This is a genomic window from Agrobacterium sp. ST15.13.015, assembly GCF_027871645.1.
In the GTDB taxonomy this organism is placed as follows: Bacteria; Pseudomonadota; Alphaproteobacteria; order Rhizobiales; family Rhizobiaceae; genus Agrobacterium; species Agrobacterium leguminum.
In genome coordinates this window covers 145140-165741 of the sequence record NZ_JAQAHF010000002.1, presented here as the reverse complement: position 1 = coordinate 165741, position 20602 = coordinate 145140, and the positions used below count along the sequence as shown (strand labels likewise).

Annotated in this window: 16 protein-coding genes, 1 pseudogene and 1 other annotated feature; of the genes and pseudogenes, 9 read left to right on the top strand and 8 right to left on the bottom strand. The window is 59.4% G+C overall.

Annotation, left to right across the window (positions count from 1 at the left end):
* Positions 1–28: 28 nt before the first annotated feature.
* Entirely contained in the window at positions 29–2281 is a 2253-nt protein-coding gene (gene parC, locus PIB16_RS04005) for a DNA topoisomerase IV subunit A (protein ID WP_271045039.1), read from the bottom strand.
* Positions 2282–2510: 229 nt separating this feature from the next.
* On the opposite strand from parC, the gene PIB16_RS04000 reads away from it, so the two are divergent.
* Entirely contained in the window at positions 2511–3701 is a 1191-nt protein-coding gene (locus PIB16_RS04000) for a hypothetical protein (protein WP_271045038.1), read from the top strand.
* Positions 3702–3743: 42 nt separating this feature from the next.
* Here PIB16_RS04000 and PIB16_RS03995 read toward each other — a convergent pair whose 3' ends face one another.
* The 4 genes from PIB16_RS03995 to aspS form a co-directional block, all read right to left on the bottom strand.
* A complete protein-coding gene (locus tag PIB16_RS03995; protein ID WP_271045037.1) occupies positions 3744–5225 on the bottom strand; it encodes a SulP family inorganic anion transporter in 1482 nt (493 codons plus the stop codon).
* Between the two features lie 74 nt (positions 5226–5299).
* Positions 5300–5355: a sequence feature (sul1 is cis-regulatory element that is thought to sense ions involved in sulfur or methionine metabolism; They are found in Alphaproteobacteria), on the bottom strand.
* A 70-nt stretch (positions 5356–5425) separates the two neighbouring features.
* Positions 5426–6247, bottom strand: a complete 822-nt coding sequence (locus tag PIB16_RS03990) for a Fic family protein (protein ID WP_271045036.1) — start codon at positions 6245–6247, stop codon at positions 5426–5428.
* On the bottom strand, positions 6237–6419 hold the full coding sequence (locus tag PIB16_RS03985) for a hypothetical protein (protein WP_271045035.1): 183 nt from the start codon (positions 6417–6419) through the stop codon (positions 6237–6239). The genes PIB16_RS03990 and PIB16_RS03985 overlap by 11 nt, the downstream gene beginning before the upstream one ends.
* A 79-nt stretch (positions 6420–6498) precedes the next feature.
* Positions 6499–8391 carry an aspartate--tRNA ligase gene (gene aspS / locus PIB16_RS03980; RefSeq protein ID WP_271045034.1) on the bottom strand — a complete coding sequence of 631 codons (1893 nt, stop codon included), beginning with the start codon at positions 8389–8391 and terminating at the stop codon, positions 6499–6501.
* A 191-nt stretch (positions 8392–8582) separates the two neighbouring features.
* On the opposite strand from aspS, the gene PIB16_RS03975 reads away from it, so the two are divergent.
* From PIB16_RS03975 to PIB16_RS03940, 8 genes and pseudogenes are all read left to right on the top strand, one after another.
* Positions 8583–9854, top strand: a complete 1272-nt coding sequence (locus PIB16_RS03975) for an MFS transporter (RefSeq protein WP_174039042.1) — start codon at positions 8583–8585, stop codon at positions 9852–9854.
* A gap of 82 nt (positions 9855–9936) precedes the next feature.
* Positions 9937–11097 (top strand): ribonuclease D, encoded by a 1161-nt coding sequence (gene rnd, locus PIB16_RS03970; RefSeq protein WP_271045033.1) that lies wholly within the window; start codon positions 9937–9939, stop codon positions 11095–11097.
* Positions 11098–11127: 30 nt separating this feature from the next.
* Positions 11128–11395 (top strand): annotated as a pseudogene (locus PIB16_RS03965) (hypothetical protein); the annotation flags it as partial.
* 201 nt (positions 11396–11596) lie between these two features.
* On the top strand, positions 11597–12625 hold the full coding sequence (locus tag PIB16_RS03960; RefSeq protein ID WP_271045031.1) for an adenylate/guanylate cyclase domain-containing protein: 1029 nt from the start codon (positions 11597–11599) through the stop codon (positions 12623–12625).
* A gap of 153 nt (positions 12626–12778) precedes the next feature.
* Positions 12779–14137: an esterase-like activity of phytase family protein gene (locus tag PIB16_RS03955; RefSeq protein WP_271045030.1), complete on the top strand. Its 1359-nt coding sequence runs from the start codon at positions 12779–12781 to the stop codon at positions 14135–14137.
* Between the two features lie 240 nt (positions 14138–14377).
* Positions 14378–14725 (top strand): YunG family protein, encoded by a 348-nt coding sequence (locus tag PIB16_RS03950; RefSeq protein ID WP_065654053.1) that lies wholly within the window; start codon positions 14378–14380, stop codon positions 14723–14725.
* 146 nt (positions 14726–14871) lie between these two features.
* A complete protein-coding gene (locus PIB16_RS03945) occupies positions 14872–15219 on the top strand; it encodes a hypothetical protein (RefSeq protein ID WP_078054072.1) in 348 nt (115 codons plus the stop codon).
* 155 nt (positions 15220–15374) lie between these two features.
* On the top strand, positions 15375–16007 hold the full coding sequence (locus PIB16_RS03940) for a DapH/DapD/GlmU-related protein (protein ID WP_271045029.1): 633 nt from the start codon (positions 15375–15377) through the stop codon (positions 16005–16007).
* Between the two features lie 45 nt (positions 16008–16052).
* On the opposite strand, the gene ppx is transcribed toward PIB16_RS03940, so the two are convergent.
* Genes ppx through hdaA form a run of 3 tightly spaced genes read right to left on the bottom strand, consistent with a single transcriptional unit; the run spans position 16053 to position 20601 of the window.
* Positions 16053–17576 carry an exopolyphosphatase gene (gene ppx / locus PIB16_RS03935; protein ID WP_271045028.1) on the bottom strand — a complete coding sequence of 508 codons (1524 nt, stop codon included), beginning with the start codon at positions 17574–17576 and terminating at the stop codon, positions 16053–16055.
* Complete coding sequence (locus PIB16_RS03930; RefSeq protein ID WP_423748604.1) at positions 17573–19876, bottom strand: RNA degradosome polyphosphate kinase; 2304 nt, start codon at positions 19874–19876, stop codon at positions 17573–17575. Before PIB16_RS03930 ends, ppx begins: the two co-directional genes overlap by 4 nt.
* A complete protein-coding gene (hdaA, locus tag PIB16_RS03925; protein ID WP_065654057.1) occupies positions 19873–20601 on the bottom strand; it encodes a DnaA regulatory inactivator HdaA in 729 nt (242 codons plus the stop codon). The genes PIB16_RS03930 and hdaA overlap by 4 nt, the downstream gene beginning before the upstream one ends.
* Between the last annotated feature and the right edge of the window lies 1 nt (position 20602).

Here is a 20602-nt window from a genome sequence, read left to right as displayed (position 1 = left end):
GGGACAGCTCCGGGACGACATTCAAATATCAGCCGCCAAATTTCCCGCTGCGCGGAAAGCCCTTCGGCACGGTGCGGCCCGCTGTTGCGCGGTCGGCCAACCATTCGCGCAGTTCTTCACCCACCTTGTTGAAGAGACGCCCGGCCGTATCGGACCAGGACAAGCCTTCGGCAAGCGCGAAACATTTCACGTCGACAACGCCGCCATCCTTGTAGCGCTGCAGGCGCACGCCCTTGCCGCGCGACATTTCCGGCACCTGCGCCAGCGGGAAGGCCAGGAGCTTGCGGTTCTCGCCGACGACAGCGACATGGTCGCCCGTGACCGGCACGGCGAGCTTGGCTTCATCCGGCATCGAGACATTCATGATCTGCTTGCCCTTGCGGGTATTCGCGACCATTTCACTCTCGGGCACGATGAAACCGTTGCCGGCCGTGGAGACGAGCAGCAGCTTGCGGGATGGATCGTGCACGAAGGCGGTCAGGATGTCCTGATCGTTTTCCATGTCGACCATGATGCGGATCGGCTCGCCATGGCCGCGACCGCCCGGCAGCTTGTCGGCGCCGAGCGTATAGGCCTTGCCGCCCGTCGTCAGCAGCAGCAGCTTGTCGGTCGTCTGCGCCGGGAAGGCCAGCTTCGGGCCATCGCCTTCCTTGAAAGTGAGCGACGAGGTGTCGGACATATGCCCCTTCAGCGCCCGGATCCAGCCCTTCTGCGAGATGACGATGGTGACCGGTTCCTTTTCGATCATCGCCTGCTGGATGGCCTCGATATCGGCGTCCGGCGCATCCGCGAACTGCGTACGACGGCGGCCGATTTCGGTTGCCTTGGCATATTTCTTTTTGACCTCGCCGATTTCCCAGGCGACGGTCTGCCATTGCTTGTCATCGGAGGCAAGCAGCCCCTCGATTTCAGCCTTCTCGTTGCTGAGTTCGTCGAATTCCTTGCGGATTTCGAATTCTTCGAGCTTGCGCAGGTTGCGCAGCCGCATGTTAAGGATGGCTTCGGCCTGATTGTCGGTGAGCGACCACTTGGCCATCATCACCTGTTTCGGCTCATCCTCTTCGCGGATGATGCGGATGACCTCATCGAGATTGAGATAAGCGACGAGCAGGCCGCCGAGAATTTCCAGCCTGCGGTCGATGGCCGCCAGACGATGGCGGGAACGGCGGACCAGCACGTCCTTGCGATGCGCCAGCCACTCGCTCAGCACCTCGTTCAGCGCCATCACCTTCGGCACCTTGCCGAGCGACAGCACGTTCATGTTGAGCGGCAGGCGGCTTTCGAGGTCGGACAGGCGGAACAGCGATTCCATCAGCAGCGTCGCATCGACGGTGCGGCTCTTCGGCACCAGCACGATGCGCACATCTTCGGCCGATTCGTCGCGAATATCCTCGAGAAGCGGCAGTTTGCGGGCAATCAACAGCTCGGCGATCTTCTCGATCAGGCGCGATTTCTGCACCTGGAAGGGAATTTCGGTGATGACGATCTGGTAACCGCCACGGCCGAGATCTTCCGTCTCCCATTTGGCGCGCACGCGGAAACCGCCACGACCGGTCTTATAGGCATCGAGAATATTCTCGCGGCTTTCGACGATCACGCCGCCGGTCGGCAGGTCGGGGCCGGGAATGAATTCCACCAGCTTTTCCACCGTCGCATCGGGATGCTTGATGAGGTAAAGCGCCGCGTCGCAAAGTTCATGGGCGTTATGCGGCGGGATCGAGGTCGCCATGCCCACCGCAATGCCGGAGGCGCCGTTGGCGAGCAGATTGGGGAATGCGCCCGGCAGGACGACGGGTTCCTCGTCTTCCTCGTTATAGGTGGCGCGGAAATCCACCGCATCCTCGCCGATGCCCTCAAGCAGCAGCGCCGCAACCTCGGTCATGCGCGCTTCGGTGTAACGATAGGCGGCGGCGCCGTCGCCATCGATATTGCCGAAATTGCCCTGCCCGTCGACGATCGGATAACGCTGCGAGAAATCCTGCGCGAGACGCACCAGCGCATCATAGACAGACTGGTCGCCATGCGGGTGGAATTTACCGATCACGTCACCGACGATACGGGCGCATTTCTTGAAGGCCGAGTTGGGGCGAATGCCCATTTCGCTCATGGCGTGAATGATGCGGCGGTGAACCGGCTTCAGGCCGTCGCGCACATCCGGCAGCGCACGATGCATGATCGTGGACAAGGCGTAAGCGAGGTAGCGCTCTTCAAGCGCCGCCTTCAAATCGACCGGATGAATGTTATCGTCTCCGCCGGACGGAGGTACAAGATTTTTTCCCATGGTGCTTGACTAGCGGAAATGCCGATTCCCGGCAAGAAATTCGGGGGGCGCGCCTGTGGATGAACGCAACCCTTTCATGCGATTTTTTGTTAACCGCGTTGCAAATGCCGCAATGCCGCCGTCATGGGAATCGATCTAAATCCTATAGACCTTTGAATAATCGCGAATATAAGTATCAGCATTCGAATTCGAACACGGTACACAGCCGTACGTTGAGGGAAGAAACATCATGAGACTGAAATCCACCCGGCAGGTTCTTTTCGCGAGCGCCGCGCTTCTTACGCTTTCGGCGCCGGCTTTCGCGCTGGATGGCGGGGATGTGCTGAAGAAGATCAATGCGGCCTATGCCGCACAGGGCGGCGAGATCGCTGCCGGTTCCGTCGCCGTCAACGGCTCGACGGTGACCCTGAACAGCGTGACCTTCAACGCGGTCGCCGATCCGGCCAAGAAGATCCCGGTCGGTAATGTGACGCTCGAAGGCGTCGAGGAAAACAACGGCGGCTACAAGATCAAGAACGCCCGCTTCGACAATATCGACTACAAGCAGGAAAATGTGGAGATCAAGGCAAGCGACATCTACATGTCCGGTCTCGTCATTCCCGCAGACTCCACCACCGGCACCGTCGATGCGCTGATGTTCTACGACGAAGCACATAGCGGTCCGGTTTCCGTTTCCATCGAAGGCAAGCCGGCTTTCTCGCTTGAGGAAACCAGCGCGACGATGTCGGTCAGCGATGACAAGAACTCTATCGGCTTCGAACTCGACGCTTCCGGTTTCAAGGCCGATCTCAGCGAAGTGACCGATCCTGCGACCAAGGACGCAATCGAAAAGCTGAAGCTGCAGGCGCTCTCCGGCGACATGACCATGAGCGGCAGCTGGGAAGTGGCCTCCGGTACTATCGATGTTGAAGAATATGCCATCGACCTCGATGATGTCGGCCGCCTGAACATGTCGTTCGGTTTCTCCGGCTACACGCTCGCCTTCATCAAGTCGATGCAGGAGACGGTGAAGGCGCAGGCCGCCAATCCGAACAAGGAACAGGCGGACCAGGCGGCAAGCCTTGCCATGCTCGGCCTGATGCAGCAGCTCTCCTTCATCAACGCTGAAATCAGCTTCGAAGACGCCAGCATCACCAAGCGCGCCATCGACTATGCGGCAAGCCAGCAGGGCATGACGGGCGATCAGCTTGCCCAGACCATCAAGGGCATGGCCCCGATCATGATGGCCTCGCTCAACGTGCCGGAATTGCAGAACATGGTGTCGGCGGCCGTCAACGCCTATGTCGACAATCCGAAGAACTTCTCGATCACGGCGGAGCCGGAAAAGCCGGTTCCGTTCCCGATGATCATGGGCGCTGCGATGGGCGCGCCGAACACCCTGCCGAAAATGCTCGGCGTCACGGTGACGGCAAACGAATAAAACTAAAAAAGCCCCGGTCATGCCGGGGCTTTTCTTTTGCGCTCAGTGCAGCGGCGCGGCAGCGCCATCCTGTTTATCGTGCAGGGCGAAGCGGTCGATCATGTGGGCGCTCGCCTCGTTGACACCGATCACCTCGACCCGCCTGCCGGCCTTGCGGAATTTCAGCACCACCTTGTCCAGAGCGCCGACTGCGGAAATATCCCACAAATGCGCCTGCGTGACATCGATTGTCACCGCCTCAACCTCCTCGGCGAAATCGAAGGCGGAAATGAAGCTTTCCGTCGAGGCGAAGAAAATCTGGCCGTCGACACGATAGATCCGCTCCCGGCCATCGGCTGAAAGCTCCGGCCGGACATGGAAGAGTTTCGACACTTTGCCCGCGAAAAACACGCCGGAGAGAAGGACGCCGGCCAGCACGCCCTTTGCAAGATCATGGGTCGCAAGCACCGTGCCGACCGTGACCAGCATGACGATGCTGGAGGATGGCGGGTTGCGCCGAAGATCGAGGATGGAGCGCCACGAAAATGTGCCGATGGAGACCATGATCATCACTGCCACCAGCGCAGCCATGGGAATGATCCGCACGAGATCATCCAGCACCAGTATGAGGAAGAGCAGGAACGCGCCCGCGACGAAAGTGGACAAGCGGCCCCGACCGCCGGAACTGACATTGATGACGGACTGGCCGATCATGGCGCAGCCGCCCATGCCGCCGATGAGGGCGGATGCGATATTGCTTGTGCCCTGCCCGATGCATTCCCGGCTCTTGTTGCTACCCGTATCCGTCATGTCGTCGACGATCTGCGCTGTCAGCAGCGATTCCAGCAGACCGACGGCGGCGAGCGCGACGGAATAGGGAAAGATGATCTGCAGCGTCTCGAAGGTCAGTGGTACCTGCGGCAGGGCGAATATCGGCAGCGTCGAGGGCAATTCACCGAGATCGCCGACCGTGCGGATATCCATGCCGGAGAAGACGGCGACACAGGTGAGAACGATGATGGCGACCAGCGGCGATGGCACGATCTTGGTGACCAGCGGGAAGAGATAGATGATCGCAAGACCGGCCGCGATCATGACATAGGTTTCGACCGGGACGCCGATCAGTTCCGGCAATTGCGCCATGAAGATCAGGATCGCCAGCGCATTGACGAAGCCGGTCATGACCGAACGCGAGACGAAGCGCATCACCCGGCCAAGTTTTACAAGGCCCGCCAGAATTTGCAGCACGCCCATGAGGATGGTGGCGGCGAAGAGATATTGCAGCCCGTGTTCCTTGACGAGCGTAACCATCAGGACGGCCGTGGCGGCGGTTGCCGCCGAGATCATCCCAGGTCTACCGCCGGTGAAGGCAGAAACGCAGGCAATCGCAAAGGAGGCGAACAATCCCACCTTCGGATCGACCCCGGCGATGACGGAAAAGCCGATGGCTTCTGGAATGAGGGCGAGTGCCACGACGATGCCGGAAAGGAGATCGCCGCGAATATTGGAAAACCACTCACGTCTGTAAGTCTGAAATCTGTTCATCTGATTTTTTCGCAAAGAATGACGCACCGGCCGGAGCCATGTCCGGTAGATTGAAATGAAATGTCGGTGCTTTGCGTTGTCTGGCGGATCGGCGGCCAGAAGAGCCACCCGGAATTTCACCGGGTCCGTGGTGAGTGGATATCTTATATTAGAATACTATTTGGCATTTCAAGGCACGGCGCACTTTTTCTCGCGAATGTTCAGCGGCCCAAAATCCATGTCACTATTGCAACGATAACTGCGCCCAAAAAAGTGTAAATAACGGGATGGGTTTCGATATGCCTAATGAGCGAGAACTTGTCCTTTGCGGCTGCGCGTTCTGCCCCAACAGTCGGCAAAACAGGCATCGTCGCTATCGCCTGCCGATCCTTGTGATTCTTGCCCGTTGCGGAGTTATGGATATCAAGTAACTGCACGGCAAGATGACTGTTTATGAGTTCTTCAAGGTCACTCAAGTCAAGCTGACCCTGGCTAAAAGCTTTGTCTGCAGCCTCGAGCGCCCTATAGTAAGGAGCCTTATCTACCGCGATTTGGTCTGGAATTGTTTTTGTGCCCGGTAAACGGTATCCAAGCCCTGCACACATAACGAGATATGATACGACACGCGCAGTACGTCCATTGCCGTCCACAAACGGGTGAATCCAGTTTATTTTCCACAAGACATACGCGGCCAAGTGGCTAGGACTCTTCAAGCGCCAGTTTTCATTAACGTAATCACACAGCTGCTCCATTAGCTCGGGAACAGTATCCGCGTCGGGAGGCAAGTGCGTACTACCGGTAATTTTTATGTCACCAGGACGAAAAACGCCTGCATATTTACTTAAACGTTGTAGAGCAACTCTGTTAAGCTGCATTATTTTGGATGGTTTAATTTTATAATCATCTGGTTTGAGCCATTTATCAAGCTCTACCATCGCCATATCAAACTGACGAAGAGTGTTTTCAGCTTCAATGTGAGCGACCTGTTTCGGATCGCTCACTAAAACAGGCTCGCCAGCCTCACTTGAACGATCAACGCTCATCGCGCTCCTTACCGAGTTTAGAAGCTGCTTCGTCAATCATCTCGCGTGTTATATCGTTATTTTCAATTTTGGCAGATCCATAAGCAAAGCTGCGTCTCTGCTCCTCGAAATGCTCAACACTGGGCTTTATTTTTCGTGCTTTTTCAATAAGTTCCTGAAGTTGCGGGCTCATTTTATCCTCCATCGAATCTGATTGTAACAGAAGCGATAACTTTTAATATAGCAGCTTGCTCCAAGCTGGTTAAATTTCTTCAGTCCTTCTTGGACGGAACGACGCGCAGCGCCAGCTCACGAAGCTGCGTCGGCGTTGCCGGCGACGGCGCGTTCATCAAGAGGTCCTGCGCCTGCTGGTTCATCGGGAACAGCGTGATTTCGCGCAGGTTCTTGGCGCCAACCAGCAGCATGACCACGCGGTCGATACCGAATGCGCAGCCGCCATGCGGAGGCGCGCCGTACTGGAAGGCGCGGTAGAGACCGCCGAAGCGCTCTTCAACGTCGGTCTGCGACAGGCCAACCTTTTCGAAGGCCTTGACCATCAGCTCGGGCGACTGGTTACGGATCGAACCGGAGGCGATTTCGAAGCCGTTGCAGACCGCGTCATACTGGAACGCCTTGATGGAGAGCGGATCCTGCCCTTCCAGCGCTTCCAGACCGCCCTGCGGCATCGAGAAGGGGTTGTGGGCGAAGTCGATCTTCTTTTCTTCCTCGTTATATTCGAAGAAGGGGAAATCGACGATCCAGCACATTTCGAAACGGTCGCGGTCGATCAGGTTCAGTTCGTCGGCAGCTCGGGTGCGCGCCTCGCCTGCGAATTTGTAGAACTTGGCCGGATCGCCGGCGACGAAGAAGCAGGCATCGCCCGCCTCAAGGCCGAGCTGCTGGCGCAGCGCCTCGGTGCGTTCCTCGCCGATGTTCTTGGCGAGCGGACCCGAGCCCAGCACTTTACTAGACCAAGCGTCAGTCATCTTCGCAACGCGCTCATAATGGTCGTCCTTACTTTCACCAGGTCGAGCGGGGTGGGCTACCGCATCGAAGACGAATCCATCTTTAATGCCCTCTTCCTTCCAGAAGATGTAGCCGAGGCCGGGCTGGCCCTGAGACTGCGCCCATGCGTTCATGCGGTCGCAGAAAGCGCGCGAACCACCGGTCTTGGCCGGGATGGCCCAGACCTGAACCTTGGGGTTGGAAGCGATCATGTTAGCGAAGACCTTGAAGCCCGAACCGTCGAAATGTTCGGTCACGGCTTCCATGACGATCGGGTTGCGCAGGTCCGGCTTGTCGGAACCATATTTGCGGATCGCCTCGTCATAGGGAATGCGCGGCCACTCTTTGGTAACCGGCTTGCCTTCGGCGAATTTCTCGAACACGGCCGTCATCATCGGTTCCATCGTGGTCCAGACATCTTCCTGGGTCACGAAGCTCATTTCGACGTCGAGCTGGTAGAATTCGCCCGGCAGGCGGTCGGCGCGCGGGTCTTCATCGCGGAAGCACGGCGCGATCTGGAAATAACGGTCGAAACCGGCCACCATCAGAAGCTGCTTGTACTGCTGCGGCGCCTGCGGCAGCGCAAAGAACTTGCCTTCATGGATACGCGACGGCACAAGGAAGTCGCGCGCGCCTTCCGGCGAGGAAGCGGTGAGGATCGGCGTCGTATATTCGGCAAACCCGGCATCGGCCATGCCGGTGCGCATGGCGGAGATGATCTGCGTGCGCTTGACGATGTTCTTGTGCAGCGTTTCGCGGCGAAGATCGAGGAAGCGGTATTTCAGGCGAACGTCTTCAGGATAATCAGGCTCGCCGAAGACCGGCAGCGGCAGTTCCTTGGCAACGCCGAGAACCTCGATTTCCTGCGCATAAAGCTCGATCTCGCCGGTCGCCATGCCCTTGTTGACGGTGTCTTCCGAGCGCGCCTTGACGAGGCCATCGATGCGGATGACCCATTCGCCGCGAACCGTCTCGGCAACCTTGAAGGCCGGGCTGTCCGGATCGGCCACCACCTGGGTGATGCCGTAATGGTCGCGAAGGTCGATGAAGAGAACGCCGCCATGATCTCGCACGCGATGAACCCAACCGGAAAGGCGAACGGTTTCGCCGACGTCGGACTTGCGGAGAGCGGCACAGGTGTGGCTGCGGTAACGATGCATTTTTTTATCCTGGAACGTGTCGTGGGCCCGATGGAGGCCAGATGGGCGGCACTGTCGAAATTTGCCGGAAAAGCGCATGGCCAGCCTGATTTGTCAAGGCAAAGCACAACAATGTCGCCTTCAGCCTGTCCTTTCCCCTGCCTTCGCTTTAGATAGGACTAATCCAGCCCGCCAAACCGAGTCGGCCCGCAATGAGCCAGATCAGACCTCTTATCCCGCTTCTCGTCACCGCCGGCATCCTGATCGGCGGCAACGGCCTGCAGGGAACCTATATAGCGCTGCGCGGTCTCTCCGAAGGGTTTTCCGCCAGCACCATCGGCCTCATCAGCGCCGCCTACAGCTTCGGTTTCGCGCTTGGCTGCATTTCGGTGACACGGCTTCTGCGCAAGATCGGCCATATCCGCACCTTCGCCACCATGGCGGCCGTCGCATCCGCCGCAGCGATCGCCATGCCGCTCCTTATCCATCCCCTGTTCTGGATGCTGATGCGCTTCGTCACCGGCATTGCCGTCGCCTGTCTTTTCGCGGCCATCGAAAGCTGGATCAACGCGCAGGTCACCAATTCCAATCGGGCGCGCACGCTCTCCATCTATCGTTTCGTCGATCTCGGCTCCGTCACGCTTGCGCAATATATCATTCCCGTCGCCGGCATCGACGGACCGGTGGTGTTTTCGCTGATCGCCATGGCGCTGACGCTGTCACTGGTGCCGATCTCGCTTGCCGACAAATCCAACCCTGCGCCGCCGAAACAGATACCCTTCAATCTCTTCGCGGTGTGGCGCATCTCGCCGCTTGCCGTGGTCGGCTGCGTGGCCGTCGGTCTCAGCATGGCGGCGTTTCGCAATATCGGCCCGATCTATGCCGAACAGATCGGCCTTTCCGTCACCGCCATCGCCACCTTCATGAGCGCCGGCATCATTGGCGGCGTGGTGCTGCAATATCCGCTCGGCGTCTATTCCGACCGTTATGACCGGCGCATCATCATTCTCGCCACCACGGCGGGCTCGGTCGTCGTCGGCCTGTTTCTCGCCTTCTTCGCCGGAACCGATGAGTGGAGCAACATCATCGGCGTCTTCATCTTCGGCGCCTTCGCCCTGCCGCTTTATTCGCTGAGTTCCGCCCATGGCAACGACCATGCCAGGGAAGGCGAACACGCGATGATGTCGGCCGGACTGCTGTTCTTCTGGTCTGTCGGGGCGACGGTCGGGCCGCTTCTCGCCTCCGTGCTGATCGACCAGTTCGGCCCGAAGGCGCTATTCAGCTATACGGCAGCGATCCAGATCGTTTTCATCGCCTATACCATCTACCGGCTCCAGGTGCGCGAAGGTGTGCCCGTGGAGGAGCGGAACTGGCGGTTCAGCTCGCTTTTGCGCACCTCAGCCTATTTCCAGAAGCTCGCCGCGGCTCCGCCCCCCAAAAAGGATGAAGCGGAGCCCCATCCGCCCGAGAAAAACGATCCTTGAGCCTTCAAAAGCGGGCTTTGTATTGACATGCGCCCGGCAAAGGGAAAGTAAGACGGATAATTTTCACGATTGGCCAATAACAATGATTGAAACGACTGCCGCCCTCGCCGAAGCCTGCACGGAACTGGCGAAATCGGACTTCATCACCATCGACACCGAATTTCTGCGGGAAACGACCTTCTGGCCGGAACTCTGCCTCGTGCAGATGGCAAGCCCGACGCTCGAAGTGCTGGTCGATCCGCTGGCGAAGGGTCTCGACCTGACCCCTCTTTTCGAACTGATGGCCAATCCTGCTGTCGTGAAGGTTTTCCATGCGGCGCGACAGGATATCGAGATCATCTATCATCTCGGCGGGCTTATTCCGCACCCCATCTTCGACACGCAGGTTGCCGCCATGGTCTGCGGTTTCGGCGATTCGATCTCCTACGACCAGCTGGTGCAGAAGATCAAAAACGTGCAGATCGACAAATCCTCGCGCTTCACCGACTGGAGCCGCCGTCCGCTGACCGAAAAGCAGCTGGACTACGCGCTGGCCGACGTGACCCATCTGCGGGATGTCTATCTCTCGCTGAAAGCCCAGCTCGAGCGCGAAGGCCGCTCGCTGTGGCTGACCGAAGAGATGGATATTCTCGAGTCTCGCGACACCTATGACATGCATCCCGACGATGCGTGGCTGCGGCTGAAATCGCGCCTGCGCAAACCGACGGAACTTGCGATCCTCAAATTCATCGCCGCCTGGCGCGAGCGTGAGGCGCGCTCCCGCAACGTGCCGCGCTCGCGCGTGCTGAAGGACGATGCGATCTTCGAAATCGCCCAGCAACAGCCGAAGGACGCCGAGGCGCTGTCTCGGCTTCGCACCATTCCCAAGGGCTGGGAACGCTCCGCCTCCGGCACCGCCATCGTCGAAACGGTGAATGCGGCGCTGGCGCTGCCGAAAGAGGAAATGCCGAAGGCGCCGCGTCACAGCCACGCACCGGAAGGCTCCGGTGCTGCCGTGGAACTTCTGAAAGTTCTGCTGAAGCTGACGGCGGACAAGCATGGCGTCGCCGCCAAGGTCATCGCCAATAGCGACGATCTGGACAAGATCGCCGCCGAGGGCGAAAAGGCAACCGTGGCGGCGCTGACCGGCTGGCGGCGGGAGCTCTTCGGCGATGTGGCCCTGAAGCTCATCAATGGCGAAGTGGCGCTGCGTTTCGCTGGCAAGAAGGTCGAGGCGGTGGAGGTTGCGGCAAGCGAGCCGTAACAGCCCGCCGCTTTCCACCCCAACGGCGACGTCGCCGACCGCTATAATCGCGACCCGAAAGGCATGGGCTGCGGCTTGAGCGGCTGGAGGGAGAACATTCCCTTCGACGTTGACGGCCGCACCTGCGCCGCCATCACCTTCGCCGGCAAGGGAGAAACCCTGTTCGACCGGGCCTGGACCGACGGCAACCGGCTGCGTTTTTTCCGCCTTCCCCGTCAAATGGTCGAACCGCTCGCCAAATGACCGGCCGCAATCCCCGCTTGAAACCGTCTATTACCGAACATCCTATCAGGCCTAGAACGGCGGCAATGCCGATTTTGCTGCAACAGCGCAACAGCCTCACCAATCCTTCATGCAACCTTACCGATTGCTCACTTTTTGCGGCGCTTTTTCCACATTAATGTCGCATATGACCTGAACAGAAGCTTCGACCGAAGGGAGCGGCCTGCCCTTCTTTCCCAAGACCAAAGCCTTCCCTTCCCGAGACCCAAGAACCGACATGAGAAAATTGCTGCCCATTCTGGATTACGTGGTGCTCTTCGTTGCCGTGGCCGGCAGCGGCGTGGCCTACGCCTTTCTGGAATATGGCGGCGGCGCATTTATCGGCGCGACCTATGCGCTGTTTGCCTGCGCACCCATTCTCGCCTTCGAGCGCGGTTACATCATGCCCGGCCTGTCGCGGCAGGTGAGCGCCCTGCCGACGCCGGCCTATATCGCCGTCGGCCTCGTCATCTATGCCATCCTCGTCTTTTGCGGCTTCGGGCTTGGCGGCACAATCCTGTGGTTGAGCGGGATATTTCCCGGTACCTGGAAACGCGCCGTCCATGCCGAGGTGCAGACGCTGATGTTCACCCTCATTGTCTGCGGCATCATCGTCTTCATCATGCGGGTGCGCGAGCTTCTCGGCCGCGATATCTTCATCGACCTCATCCTGGGGCGTTATCGCCGGCCGGTCAGCGAAGACCGCGTCTTCATCTTCATCGATCTCGTCGGCTCCACCTCCTTCGCCGAAACCCATGGCGACCTGAAGGCCCAGGAATTTCTCGGCGAAATCTTTGCAAGTTATGCCGCACCGGTCAGAAAACACGGCGGCGTCATCGACGACTATATCGGCGACGCCGCCATCATCACCTGGCCCTATCACATGGCGATCCGGCGGGCGGCCTGCGTGCGCTGCGTCTTCGATATTCAGGCGACCATTGAAAACACCCGCGACATGTGGCTTTCCCGCTTCGGCGAGGTGCCGCGCCTGCGCTTCGCCATTCATGGTGGCCCAGTCATCACCGCGGAAATCGGCGTCGATCACCACAAGATCACTTATTTCGGCGACACGGTGAACACAACCTCGCGGCTCGAATCGCTGAGCAAGATGCTCGGCCACCCGGTGCTGATTTCCGCTGACCTTGCCCATCAGCTGGTGCTTCCGAAGGGCGTGCGCAGCGAATATCTGGGCGAACATGCCGTCAAGGGCCGTGGACAGACGCTCGGCGTCTGCACGCTCAGCCAATATCAGGCGCCCGTCGCATAAGGGCCACCGGCGGCAAAAAGCCGTGCGACCCATTTACCGACGATGGCCGTCATCAAAATTCATCAAAGCTTCAAACGGCAATCACCTGCCTGTCATGCGACGACCCTATCGCGTCAATCCTGTCTTCAACAGGTATTGAGAGGGGTCTCCATCATGAAGCACATTGTTTTTGCACCTTTCGCGGTTCTCGCGCTCGCCGGCGCGGCACATGCGGCGGAAAAGGAATTTCCGGCAAAGCTGGTCTCGCACGCCATTCTGCCTGCCAACACCATGATCGCCGCACCTGCCGATGCGCCGGAGCACCTCAAGACCTCCGCCAAATTCACCACGGCCGACCGCAAGCGCGCCGAGGGCCTCGGCACCGTGCCCGGCAAGGACGGTGTGCGCCTGACCGGCCTTTCCATGCCGTTCAACGGCCAGCCGATGCAGGGCTTTTCCGGCATCAGGGCGATGCCGGACGGCAGCTTCTGGAGCCTTTCCGACAACGGTTTCGGTTCCAAGCTCAATTCCAGCGACGCCATGCTGATGCTCCACCATCTGAAGTTCGATTGGGACGCCGGCAAGGTCAACGCGCTTGAAACCGTCTTCCTTTCCGATCCCGACATGAAAGCGCCCTTCCCCATCGTTCTGGAAGGCTCGAGCAAGCGTTACCTGACGGGTGCGGATTTCGACGTCGAATCCATTCAGCCGGTCGCTGACGGTTTCTGGGTCGGCGAGGAATTCGGCCCCTACATTCTGAAATTCACCCGCGACGGCAAGCTGACCGACGTGATCTCGACCAAGGCCGGCGACATCGAGGTGAAGTCTCCCGACCATCCGGCTCTTGCCCTGCCTGGCAACCCCACGCAGAAAATGCCCGCTTTCAACCTGAAGCGCTCCGGCGGTTATGAGGGCATGGCGCTCTCCAAGGACGGCTCGAAGCTCTATGGCCTGCTGGAAGGCCCGCTCTACATGGCCGACGGCCAGGTGGAAAAAACCGATGACGGCGCGACCGCGCTGCGCATCATCGAACTCGACACCGCCAAGAAGGCGTGGACCGGCCGCAGCTGGCTTTATCCGCTGGCGGAAGGCGGCGAGGCAATCGGCGACTTCAACATGCTGGATGATAGCACGGCGCTGGTCATCGAACGAGACAATGGCGCCGGCACGGCCGACAAGGCGTGCGCCGATCCGAAGAAGCCGGAAGCAAACTGCTTTGCCGTGCCTTCCAAGGTCAAGCGCATCTACAAGATCGAGTTCAATGACGCCAATGTCGGCAAGGCCGCCCGCAAGATCGGCTATATCGATCTTCTGAAGATCTCCGATCCTGACAACAAGAAACGTCAGGGCGGCGGCAACGGTTATTACGACATGCCTTTCGTCACCATCGAGAATGTCGACCGCGTCGATGCCACCCATATCGTCGTCGGCAACGACAACAACCTGCCCTTCTCGGCCGGCCGTGCGCTGGACAAGGCTGACGACAACGAATTCGTTCTGCTGGACGTCAAGGACCTGCTCGAGGCGAAGTAAGACCACGGCTGCTGTCACTTGCTTTGACGGCCGCGAATGATCCGGACGGAGCGCCCGGCAGACACAAATGTCTGCATGGCGCTCCGTTCCGGTTTTCCAGAGCTAGAGCAATTCCGGTGAGCACCGGTTCACCTCCATTGCTCTAACTCTTTGTTTTTACGCATTTCCGGACGCAAAACCGAGCGCACTTTCGCTGGAAATACTTTAACCGAAACATGCTTGCGGAAAAGAAGACGTTTCATGCAGGACCATGCAGAAAGACTTTATTACGCCCTGAAGAAAAGCTGGTCGGGCGAGACGAGCGGCCTCTGGTCGCGCGAAAACCCCGCCAAGGGCCAAGGCAGCGTCACCGCGCTGGTGGTGCAGGATATTTTCGGCGGTGAGCTCGCCAAAACCGCTGTCAGCGGCGCCGACCATTTTTACAATATCGTCGAAGGCACCCGCTGGGATTTCACCTTCAGCCAGTTCGATATTCCGGTCGGCTATCAGGACAGGCTTGCCAGCCGCACGGAAGCCATGGCGACGATAACGCCGCTGCAATATGCCTATCTCAGCGCCTGCATCCGCAAGGCGCTCGGGCACGGCTGAGCCGTTAGCAAAAGCGCATCGCGGCACGGTGGCCAGCCAGGGTGTCACGCTCCGAGACCACGATGTCAATCTTTCCCGCAAAGCGGACACAATCCTTGCGATAATATCGCCAGGTGGAATGGTTGCACCGGCAGGAGAGATATTCGATGAGTGAAAGTTGCCCGGTCCTGACACCGGCGGAACGGCAGGTACAGGCCATATTGGAGCGCACGGGGGCAGTGATGATGGCCACCATTCACGCAGCGCTCGAACGTGCCAGCAAAGAGGTCGCTGATGCATTCCGGGCCGTCGATTCAGACATGCAGCCGCCGCCCCACGACTATTTTACCGCTGTCGCCCATCAGCAGCTCTTCCTGATGTTATGCGGGGCGGACCCGAAAACCTTCGAGGGCGGAGACCCCGAAATCGCCGGCCACATCATTCGGAATGCGCAAAACATATCCGACCACTACTGGAAGAAAACGCCTGCCGCGGCGGATGTCCCCGGCAAGTGATACATTCCGAGTGAAGACAGGATTTCGCGTCACGCGGCATCGCGCGCGATCTGCGTTTTAGAGAGGATGCCCAGCCCGGCCGGACCCCTATCGCCATTTCACGTCACAGCACCTTCATCATCGCCGTTTAAGCAGGCGCAAATCCGGAGGCTGGAATGGATTCGACCGCACAGATCAAGCGCCCGAAAATTGCGGAGACCGTCGTCCATGCGACGGCGAGCATAAGAGATTCAAGCATCGGCGAATGCTGCGAAATTCTGGCTGACACCTCCCTGCACAATGCCGAGCTCGGCAATTACTCCTATCTTGGCCCCCGTTGCATGGTGGGCGATGCAACGATCGGAAAATTCTGCGCCATCGCCGCAGAGGTCAGGATAGGCGCTCCGAACCATCCGATGGACCGGCCATCCATGCACCGTTTCAGCTATTGCCCTGAATATTATTCTGCGGATGCCGTGCGCGATGACGCCTTTTTCGACCGGCGCAGGGAGGACCGCGCCGTCATCGGTCACGATGTCTGGATCGGTCACGGCGTTATCGTCTTGCCGGGTGTCACGGTTGGAGACGGGGCAGTGCTAGCCGCCGGCGCGGTCGTCACCAGAGACGTGCCGCCCTACACCATCGTCGGCGGCGTTCCCGCAAAAATCATTCGCGAACGATTTTCGCGGCCCATCGCGGAAAAGCTTGCATCAATCGCATGGTGGGATTGGCCATTCGAAACGATCATGGCGCGGCTTTCCGACTTTCAGTCGAGCGACATAAAAGCCTTTTGCGAGCGCTGGTCCTAGCGGACGCAAGAACCGTCCTGTCGCGAAACAGAAGCGCGCCGTTCGTTATTCGAATACGAATGCCAGCCGCTTGCCTGTCAGCTTCGCCAGTTGCTGCAAACGCCCGTCCAGTCGCTCGCCGGCGAAATCGCAATAATCGTGCGGCACGACGAATTCCAGATCGAGATCGGGATTGCTGGATTTGCGGAATTTGAGGTGGTCGACGACGCCCGGCATTGAAGCCGAGAAGAGATAGACGACGCGCAGCAGGCCGCCGAGCAATTTGCCAAGCTCCTGCAACCGGTCACCCGCCATGGCGGCGAGCGGCTGTGTGGTGCCGTTGTCGTTCAGACCTTCGAAGCGATAATAATTGGCGAGCGCAATATAGGCGCGGCCTGGATGGGTGATCGCCACGAAGGAGGAATGGGCGATGATGTTGAGCGCCTGCAATCCGCGATAATCGGGATGGGCGCGCCAGCTGATATCGGCGAGAAGGCAGGCCGCCTGCCGGTAACGGCTCTCCTCTTCGGTCTCATCAACGCCGAAGACCGGGAAGGTGCGGCCGCTCCAGTCCGCCAGTTCGCGCGCATGTTCCGGCGAGCGGGCACGCAGAATGGCAAGTTCATCGGCGGCAACCAGCAGCGGATCGGAATCCCGCTCTTCTTCAGTCAACAGCGAATAAAGATAACCTTCGCGCACGCCCTGCGCCGAAAAGGCGATCCTGGCCGGCTTCATCATTTTCAGAACTTCGCGCATGGCGATGGCGCCGAATGGCAGAAGCGAGCGGCGGTTCTTGGAGACCGCCTGCCAGGCCGGGTCCTTGCTATCCCGGGAGACGATGACCTCCTCGAGAAAATTCAGCATTTCCTCCAGCGGCAATTCATAGCCCTGCATCATATGCAGCGGATAGCCCGATATCTCCATATGCAGCTTGGCGATGTTTCGCCAGGTGCCGCCCACCGCGTAAAAGGTGCGCCCCTCACCTGCCGCCAGAAGCTTGGCGAAGGATTTGACGTGTTTTCTGGCAATCGTCGCCGCTTTTTCCAGCGAGCCATCCGACTGCTCCGACAGCCGCAGGCCACCCAGCGGCAGGGTGATGCCCTCGCCGCAGCTCTTGCCCTTGATGTCGATGAGTTCGAGCGAACCGCCGCCGAGGTCACCGGCGATGCCGTCTGGATCATGGAAACCGCTGATCACGCCATAGGCGGAATAAAGCGCTTCCTTTTCGCCTGACAGTACCTCGATCTCGCAGCCGAGAATGGCTTCTGCCTCGCGGATGAAATCCGGGCCGTTTTCCGCCTCACGCGCCGCAGCCGTCGCCAGCACATAGAGCTGCTGCGCCTGCGCCTGCTCGGAAAGGACATGGAAACGCCGAAGCGCCATCAGCGCCCGACTGACGCCTTCCTCATGCATGCGGCCCGTCAGCGCCAGTCCCTTGCCAAGGCCGCACAGGACCTTTTCGTTGAACAGCACCGCAGGCGCGCGGGAAAGACCTTCATATACGACGAGACGAACGGAGTTCGAACCAATATCTATGACGGAAACGGGGGCAAGGCCGGTCAGCCGCCCCTGTGCTTCTGATCGAGTCATTCAGCCTGTTTCTTGCGGGACGAAATCAACCCGGCAATCAATTTGGGCGCACTGGATTTCAAGGCTTCACCACGTCCGGAAAGGCTGGGATTGGTCATGAAATAGTGCTGCGCGTTGAACGGTTCTTCGCCTTTACGCACCTCGATGCGCCTCGACGTTCCGTCCGCAAGTATCTCGTAGCTCTGCTGGTTGTCAATGAGATTGCCAAGCATAATCTGTGAAAGAACCTGCTCATGCACGGTGGGATTGGTGAGCGGAACCAGCGTTTCCACGCGCCGGTCAAGGTTGCGCGGCATCATGTCGGCCGAGCCGATATAGACCAGCGCCTTGTCCGACGGCAGACCGAAACCATTGCCGAAGCAGAAGATACGGCTGTGTTCGAGGAAGCGTCCGACAATGGATTTGACGCGGATATTATCCGACAGACCGGGCACCTGCGGGCGCAGGCAGCAGATGCCGCGCACGACGAGATCGACCTCCACGCCCGCCGCGCTGGCGCGGTAGAGCGTATCGATGATTTCAGGATCGACCAGCGAATTCATCTTCATCCAGATCGCCGCCGGCGCGCCGCGCTTGGCATGTTCGATCTCTTCGTTGATGTGCTTCACGATGCGGGCGCGCAGCGTATAGGGCGAAACGGCCAGCTTCATGCCCTCTTCCGGTTCGCCGTAGCCCGTGATGAAGTTGAAGATATTAGCCATGTCATGGGCGATCTTCGGGTTGCAGGTGAAGAAGGACAGGTCTGTATAGATTTTGGCGGTAATCGGGTGATAGTTGCCGGTGCCGAGATGGCAATAGGTTCTGAGCTTGCCATCCTCGCGGCGCACAACCATCGACATCTTGGCGTGGGTCTTGAGTTCGATGAAGCCGAAGACGACCTGCACGCCGGCGCGCTCCAGATCGCGCGCCCAGCGGATATTCGCCTCTTCGTCGAAACGCGCCTTCAGCTCGACCAGCGCGGTGACGGATTTACCGGCTTCGGCCGCATCGATCAGCGCGCGAACGATCGGGCTGTCATTGGAGGTGCGGTAAAGCGTCTGCTTGATGGCGAGCACTTCGGGATCGCGCGCGGCCTGCAGCAGGAACTGCACCACCACGTCGAAGCTTTCATAGGGGTGGTGAACCACCATGTCCTTTTCGCGGATGGCGGCGAGGCAATCGCCGGCATGTTCGCGCACGCGCTCGGGGAAACGGGCGTTGTATGGTTCGAATTTCAGGTCGTCGCGCGGCGCGCGGACGATTTCGGAGATGGTGTTGAGCGCGAGAAGGCCGGGCAGAACGGCAACACGATTATCAGGCACGCCAAGCTCATGCACCACGAACTGGCGCAGCGACTGCGGCATTTCGCTGTCAGTCTCGATGCGGATAACGGAACCGCGGCGGCGGCGCTTCAGCGCGCTTTCGAAGAAACGGACCAGATCTTCCGCCTCTTCCTCCACCTCGATATCGCTGTCGCGGATGATGCGGAACGTACCGGAACCGCGCACGGTGTAACCGGGATAGAGCCGGTGGATGAAAAGGCCGACCACATCTTCAAGCGTGATGTATCGGATGGCGTTCTTTTCGTCAGGCAGGCGCACGAAACGGTCGAGCGCGGGCGGCAGGCGCAACAGCGCCGTCATCGGCTCGCGGCCGTTGACGCTATCGAGCTGGAGGCCCATTGAAAAGCCGAGATTGGGAATGAAGGGGAACGGATGCGCCGGGTCGATGGAGAGCGGCGTCAGAACGGGGAACATGCGTTCCTCGAACTCCGTTTCCAGCCAGGTGCGGTCCGCATCCGAAAGTGCGGCCGGCCGCACGATGAAGATTTCTTCCTTGGCGAGATATTGTTGCAGAACGGCAAGCGATGCCTGCTGCTCCATCTGCAGATTGTCGATTTCCTTCAGAATATCTTCGAGCTGCTCGGCCGGCGTCTTGCCGTCCGGCGTCTTGACGGTGATCTTCTGGCGCACCTGCCCTTCCAGGCCGGCGACGCGGACCATGAAGAATTCATCGAGGTTGGCGGCCGAAATGGAGAGGAAACGCAGCCGCTCCAGCAGCGGATGATCCGTGTTCAGCGTTTCTTCGAGAACGCGGCGGTTGAACTGGAGCCAGGAGAATTCGCGGTTGATGAAACGCGCCGGGCTGTCCCACAGGCTTTCTCCTTCGGTCACCGGCTGAACCTTGTTGAAGTCTTCCTGCGCGATAGCGTCCATTCCTTGTTCCATCCCCTGACCGATTTCCGTCCCGTGATCCTGCTGCATCGCGCGATCGTCCTTCTTGCCCGTATAACAGTTTGACGACGGAACTGTGACAGTCAATCGACATCCAGTCCGCTGCCCGCCGCTGCGTTGTCCATCGCATTGAGGACCTCCGCCACCAGAGGACGTGTAATTCTCGTTCCACGCGAAAGCGCCAGCCGGTCGATACGGTCCACGATCGTCTGGGCCGTATCGAGCGAACGTTCCATTCTATTGACGATGTAACCTATGAGTTTGTCATCCATGTAAAGCTGCCGGTCGGCGAAGAGTTTCACCAGCACCTGCGCCAAAAGCCCCTCGTCCGGCTCGCCGGTTTCCACCACCGTTACGGCTTTGAGGCGCGAGCGCAGATCCGGCAGCGTCACGGGCCATGCGGCCGGCCATTGCCGGCTCGTCATCAAAAGCGTGGTGCCGTGCTGGCGCACGCTGTTGATGACGTGGAAGAGTTCCGTTTCGTTAAAACCGCGCCGGTCGGCGTCCTCGAAAAGAACCGGTCCCGTTTCGGCCGCACGCGCGGCATCGGAGCCCGTCTGGGGGTGAATGTCGCGCGCGTCGCTGATATTTTTCCAGATATTGGCGAGATGCGATTTTCCCGAACCCGGCGGCCCGGCCAGCACGACGACGGGCGAGCGCCAGTTCGGCCATTCATCGATGAGGCTGACGGCAGCCGCAAGCGAGGCGGAGACGAGGAGATCATCCCTGCCGGAAGCGGACTGGTGCGAGAATGCGAGCGGCAGCTGCTCGGCCTTCGACCGGGCGTTGTCGGTTTTGATTTGGTCAGTCATC

Excerpts from the sequence above, each read along its gene's own strand:
- PIB16_RS03940 (WP_271045029.1), top strand. The coding sequence starts at position 15,375 with ATGGATTCGACCGCACAGATCAAGCGCCCGAAAATTGCGGAGACCGTC.
- PIB16_RS03950 (WP_065654053.1), top strand. The coding sequence starts at position 14,378 with ATGCAGGACCATGCAGAAAGACTTTATTACGCCCTGAAGAAAAGCTGG.
- hdaA (WP_065654057.1), bottom strand. The coding sequence starts at position 20,601 with ATGACTGACCAAATCAAAACCGACAACGCCCGGTCGAAGGCCGAGCAG.
- PIB16_RS03990 (WP_271045036.1), bottom strand. The coding sequence starts at position 6,247 with ATGAGCGTTGATCGTTCAAGTGAGGCTGGCGAGCCTGTTTTAGTGAGC.
- parC (WP_271045039.1), bottom strand. The coding sequence starts at position 2,281 with ATGGGAAAAAATCTTGTACCTCCGTCCGGCGGAGACGATAACATTCAT.
- PIB16_RS03955 (WP_271045030.1), top strand. The coding sequence starts at position 12,779 with ATGAAGCACATTGTTTTTGCACCTTTCGCGGTTCTCGCGCTCGCCGGC.
- PIB16_RS03945 (WP_078054072.1), top strand. The coding sequence starts at position 14,872 with ATGAGTGAAAGTTGCCCGGTCCTGACACCGGCGGAACGGCAGGTACAG.
- ppx (WP_271045028.1), bottom strand. The coding sequence starts at position 17,576 with ATGACTCGATCAGAAGCACAGGGGCGGCTGACCGGCCTTGCCCCCGTT.
- PIB16_RS03975 (WP_174039042.1), top strand. The coding sequence starts at position 8,583 with ATGAGCCAGATCAGACCTCTTATCCCGCTTCTCGTCACCGCCGGCATC.
- aspS (WP_271045034.1), bottom strand. The coding sequence starts at position 8,391 with ATGCATCGTTACCGCAGCCACACCTGTGCCGCTCTCCGCAAGTCCGAC.
- rnd (WP_271045033.1), top strand. The coding sequence starts at position 9,937 with ATGATTGAAACGACTGCCGCCCTCGCCGAAGCCTGCACGGAACTGGCG.
- PIB16_RS04000 (WP_271045038.1), top strand. The coding sequence starts at position 2,511 with ATGAGACTGAAATCCACCCGGCAGGTTCTTTTCGCGAGCGCCGCGCTT.
- PIB16_RS03995 (WP_271045037.1), bottom strand. The coding sequence starts at position 5,225 with ATGAACAGATTTCAGACTTACAGACGTGAGTGGTTTTCCAATATTCGC.
- PIB16_RS03985 (WP_271045035.1), bottom strand. The coding sequence starts at position 6,419 with ATGAGCCCGCAACTTCAGGAACTTATTGAAAAAGCACGAAAAATAAAG.
- PIB16_RS03960 (WP_271045031.1), top strand. The coding sequence starts at position 11,597 with ATGAGAAAATTGCTGCCCATTCTGGATTACGTGGTGCTCTTCGTTGCC.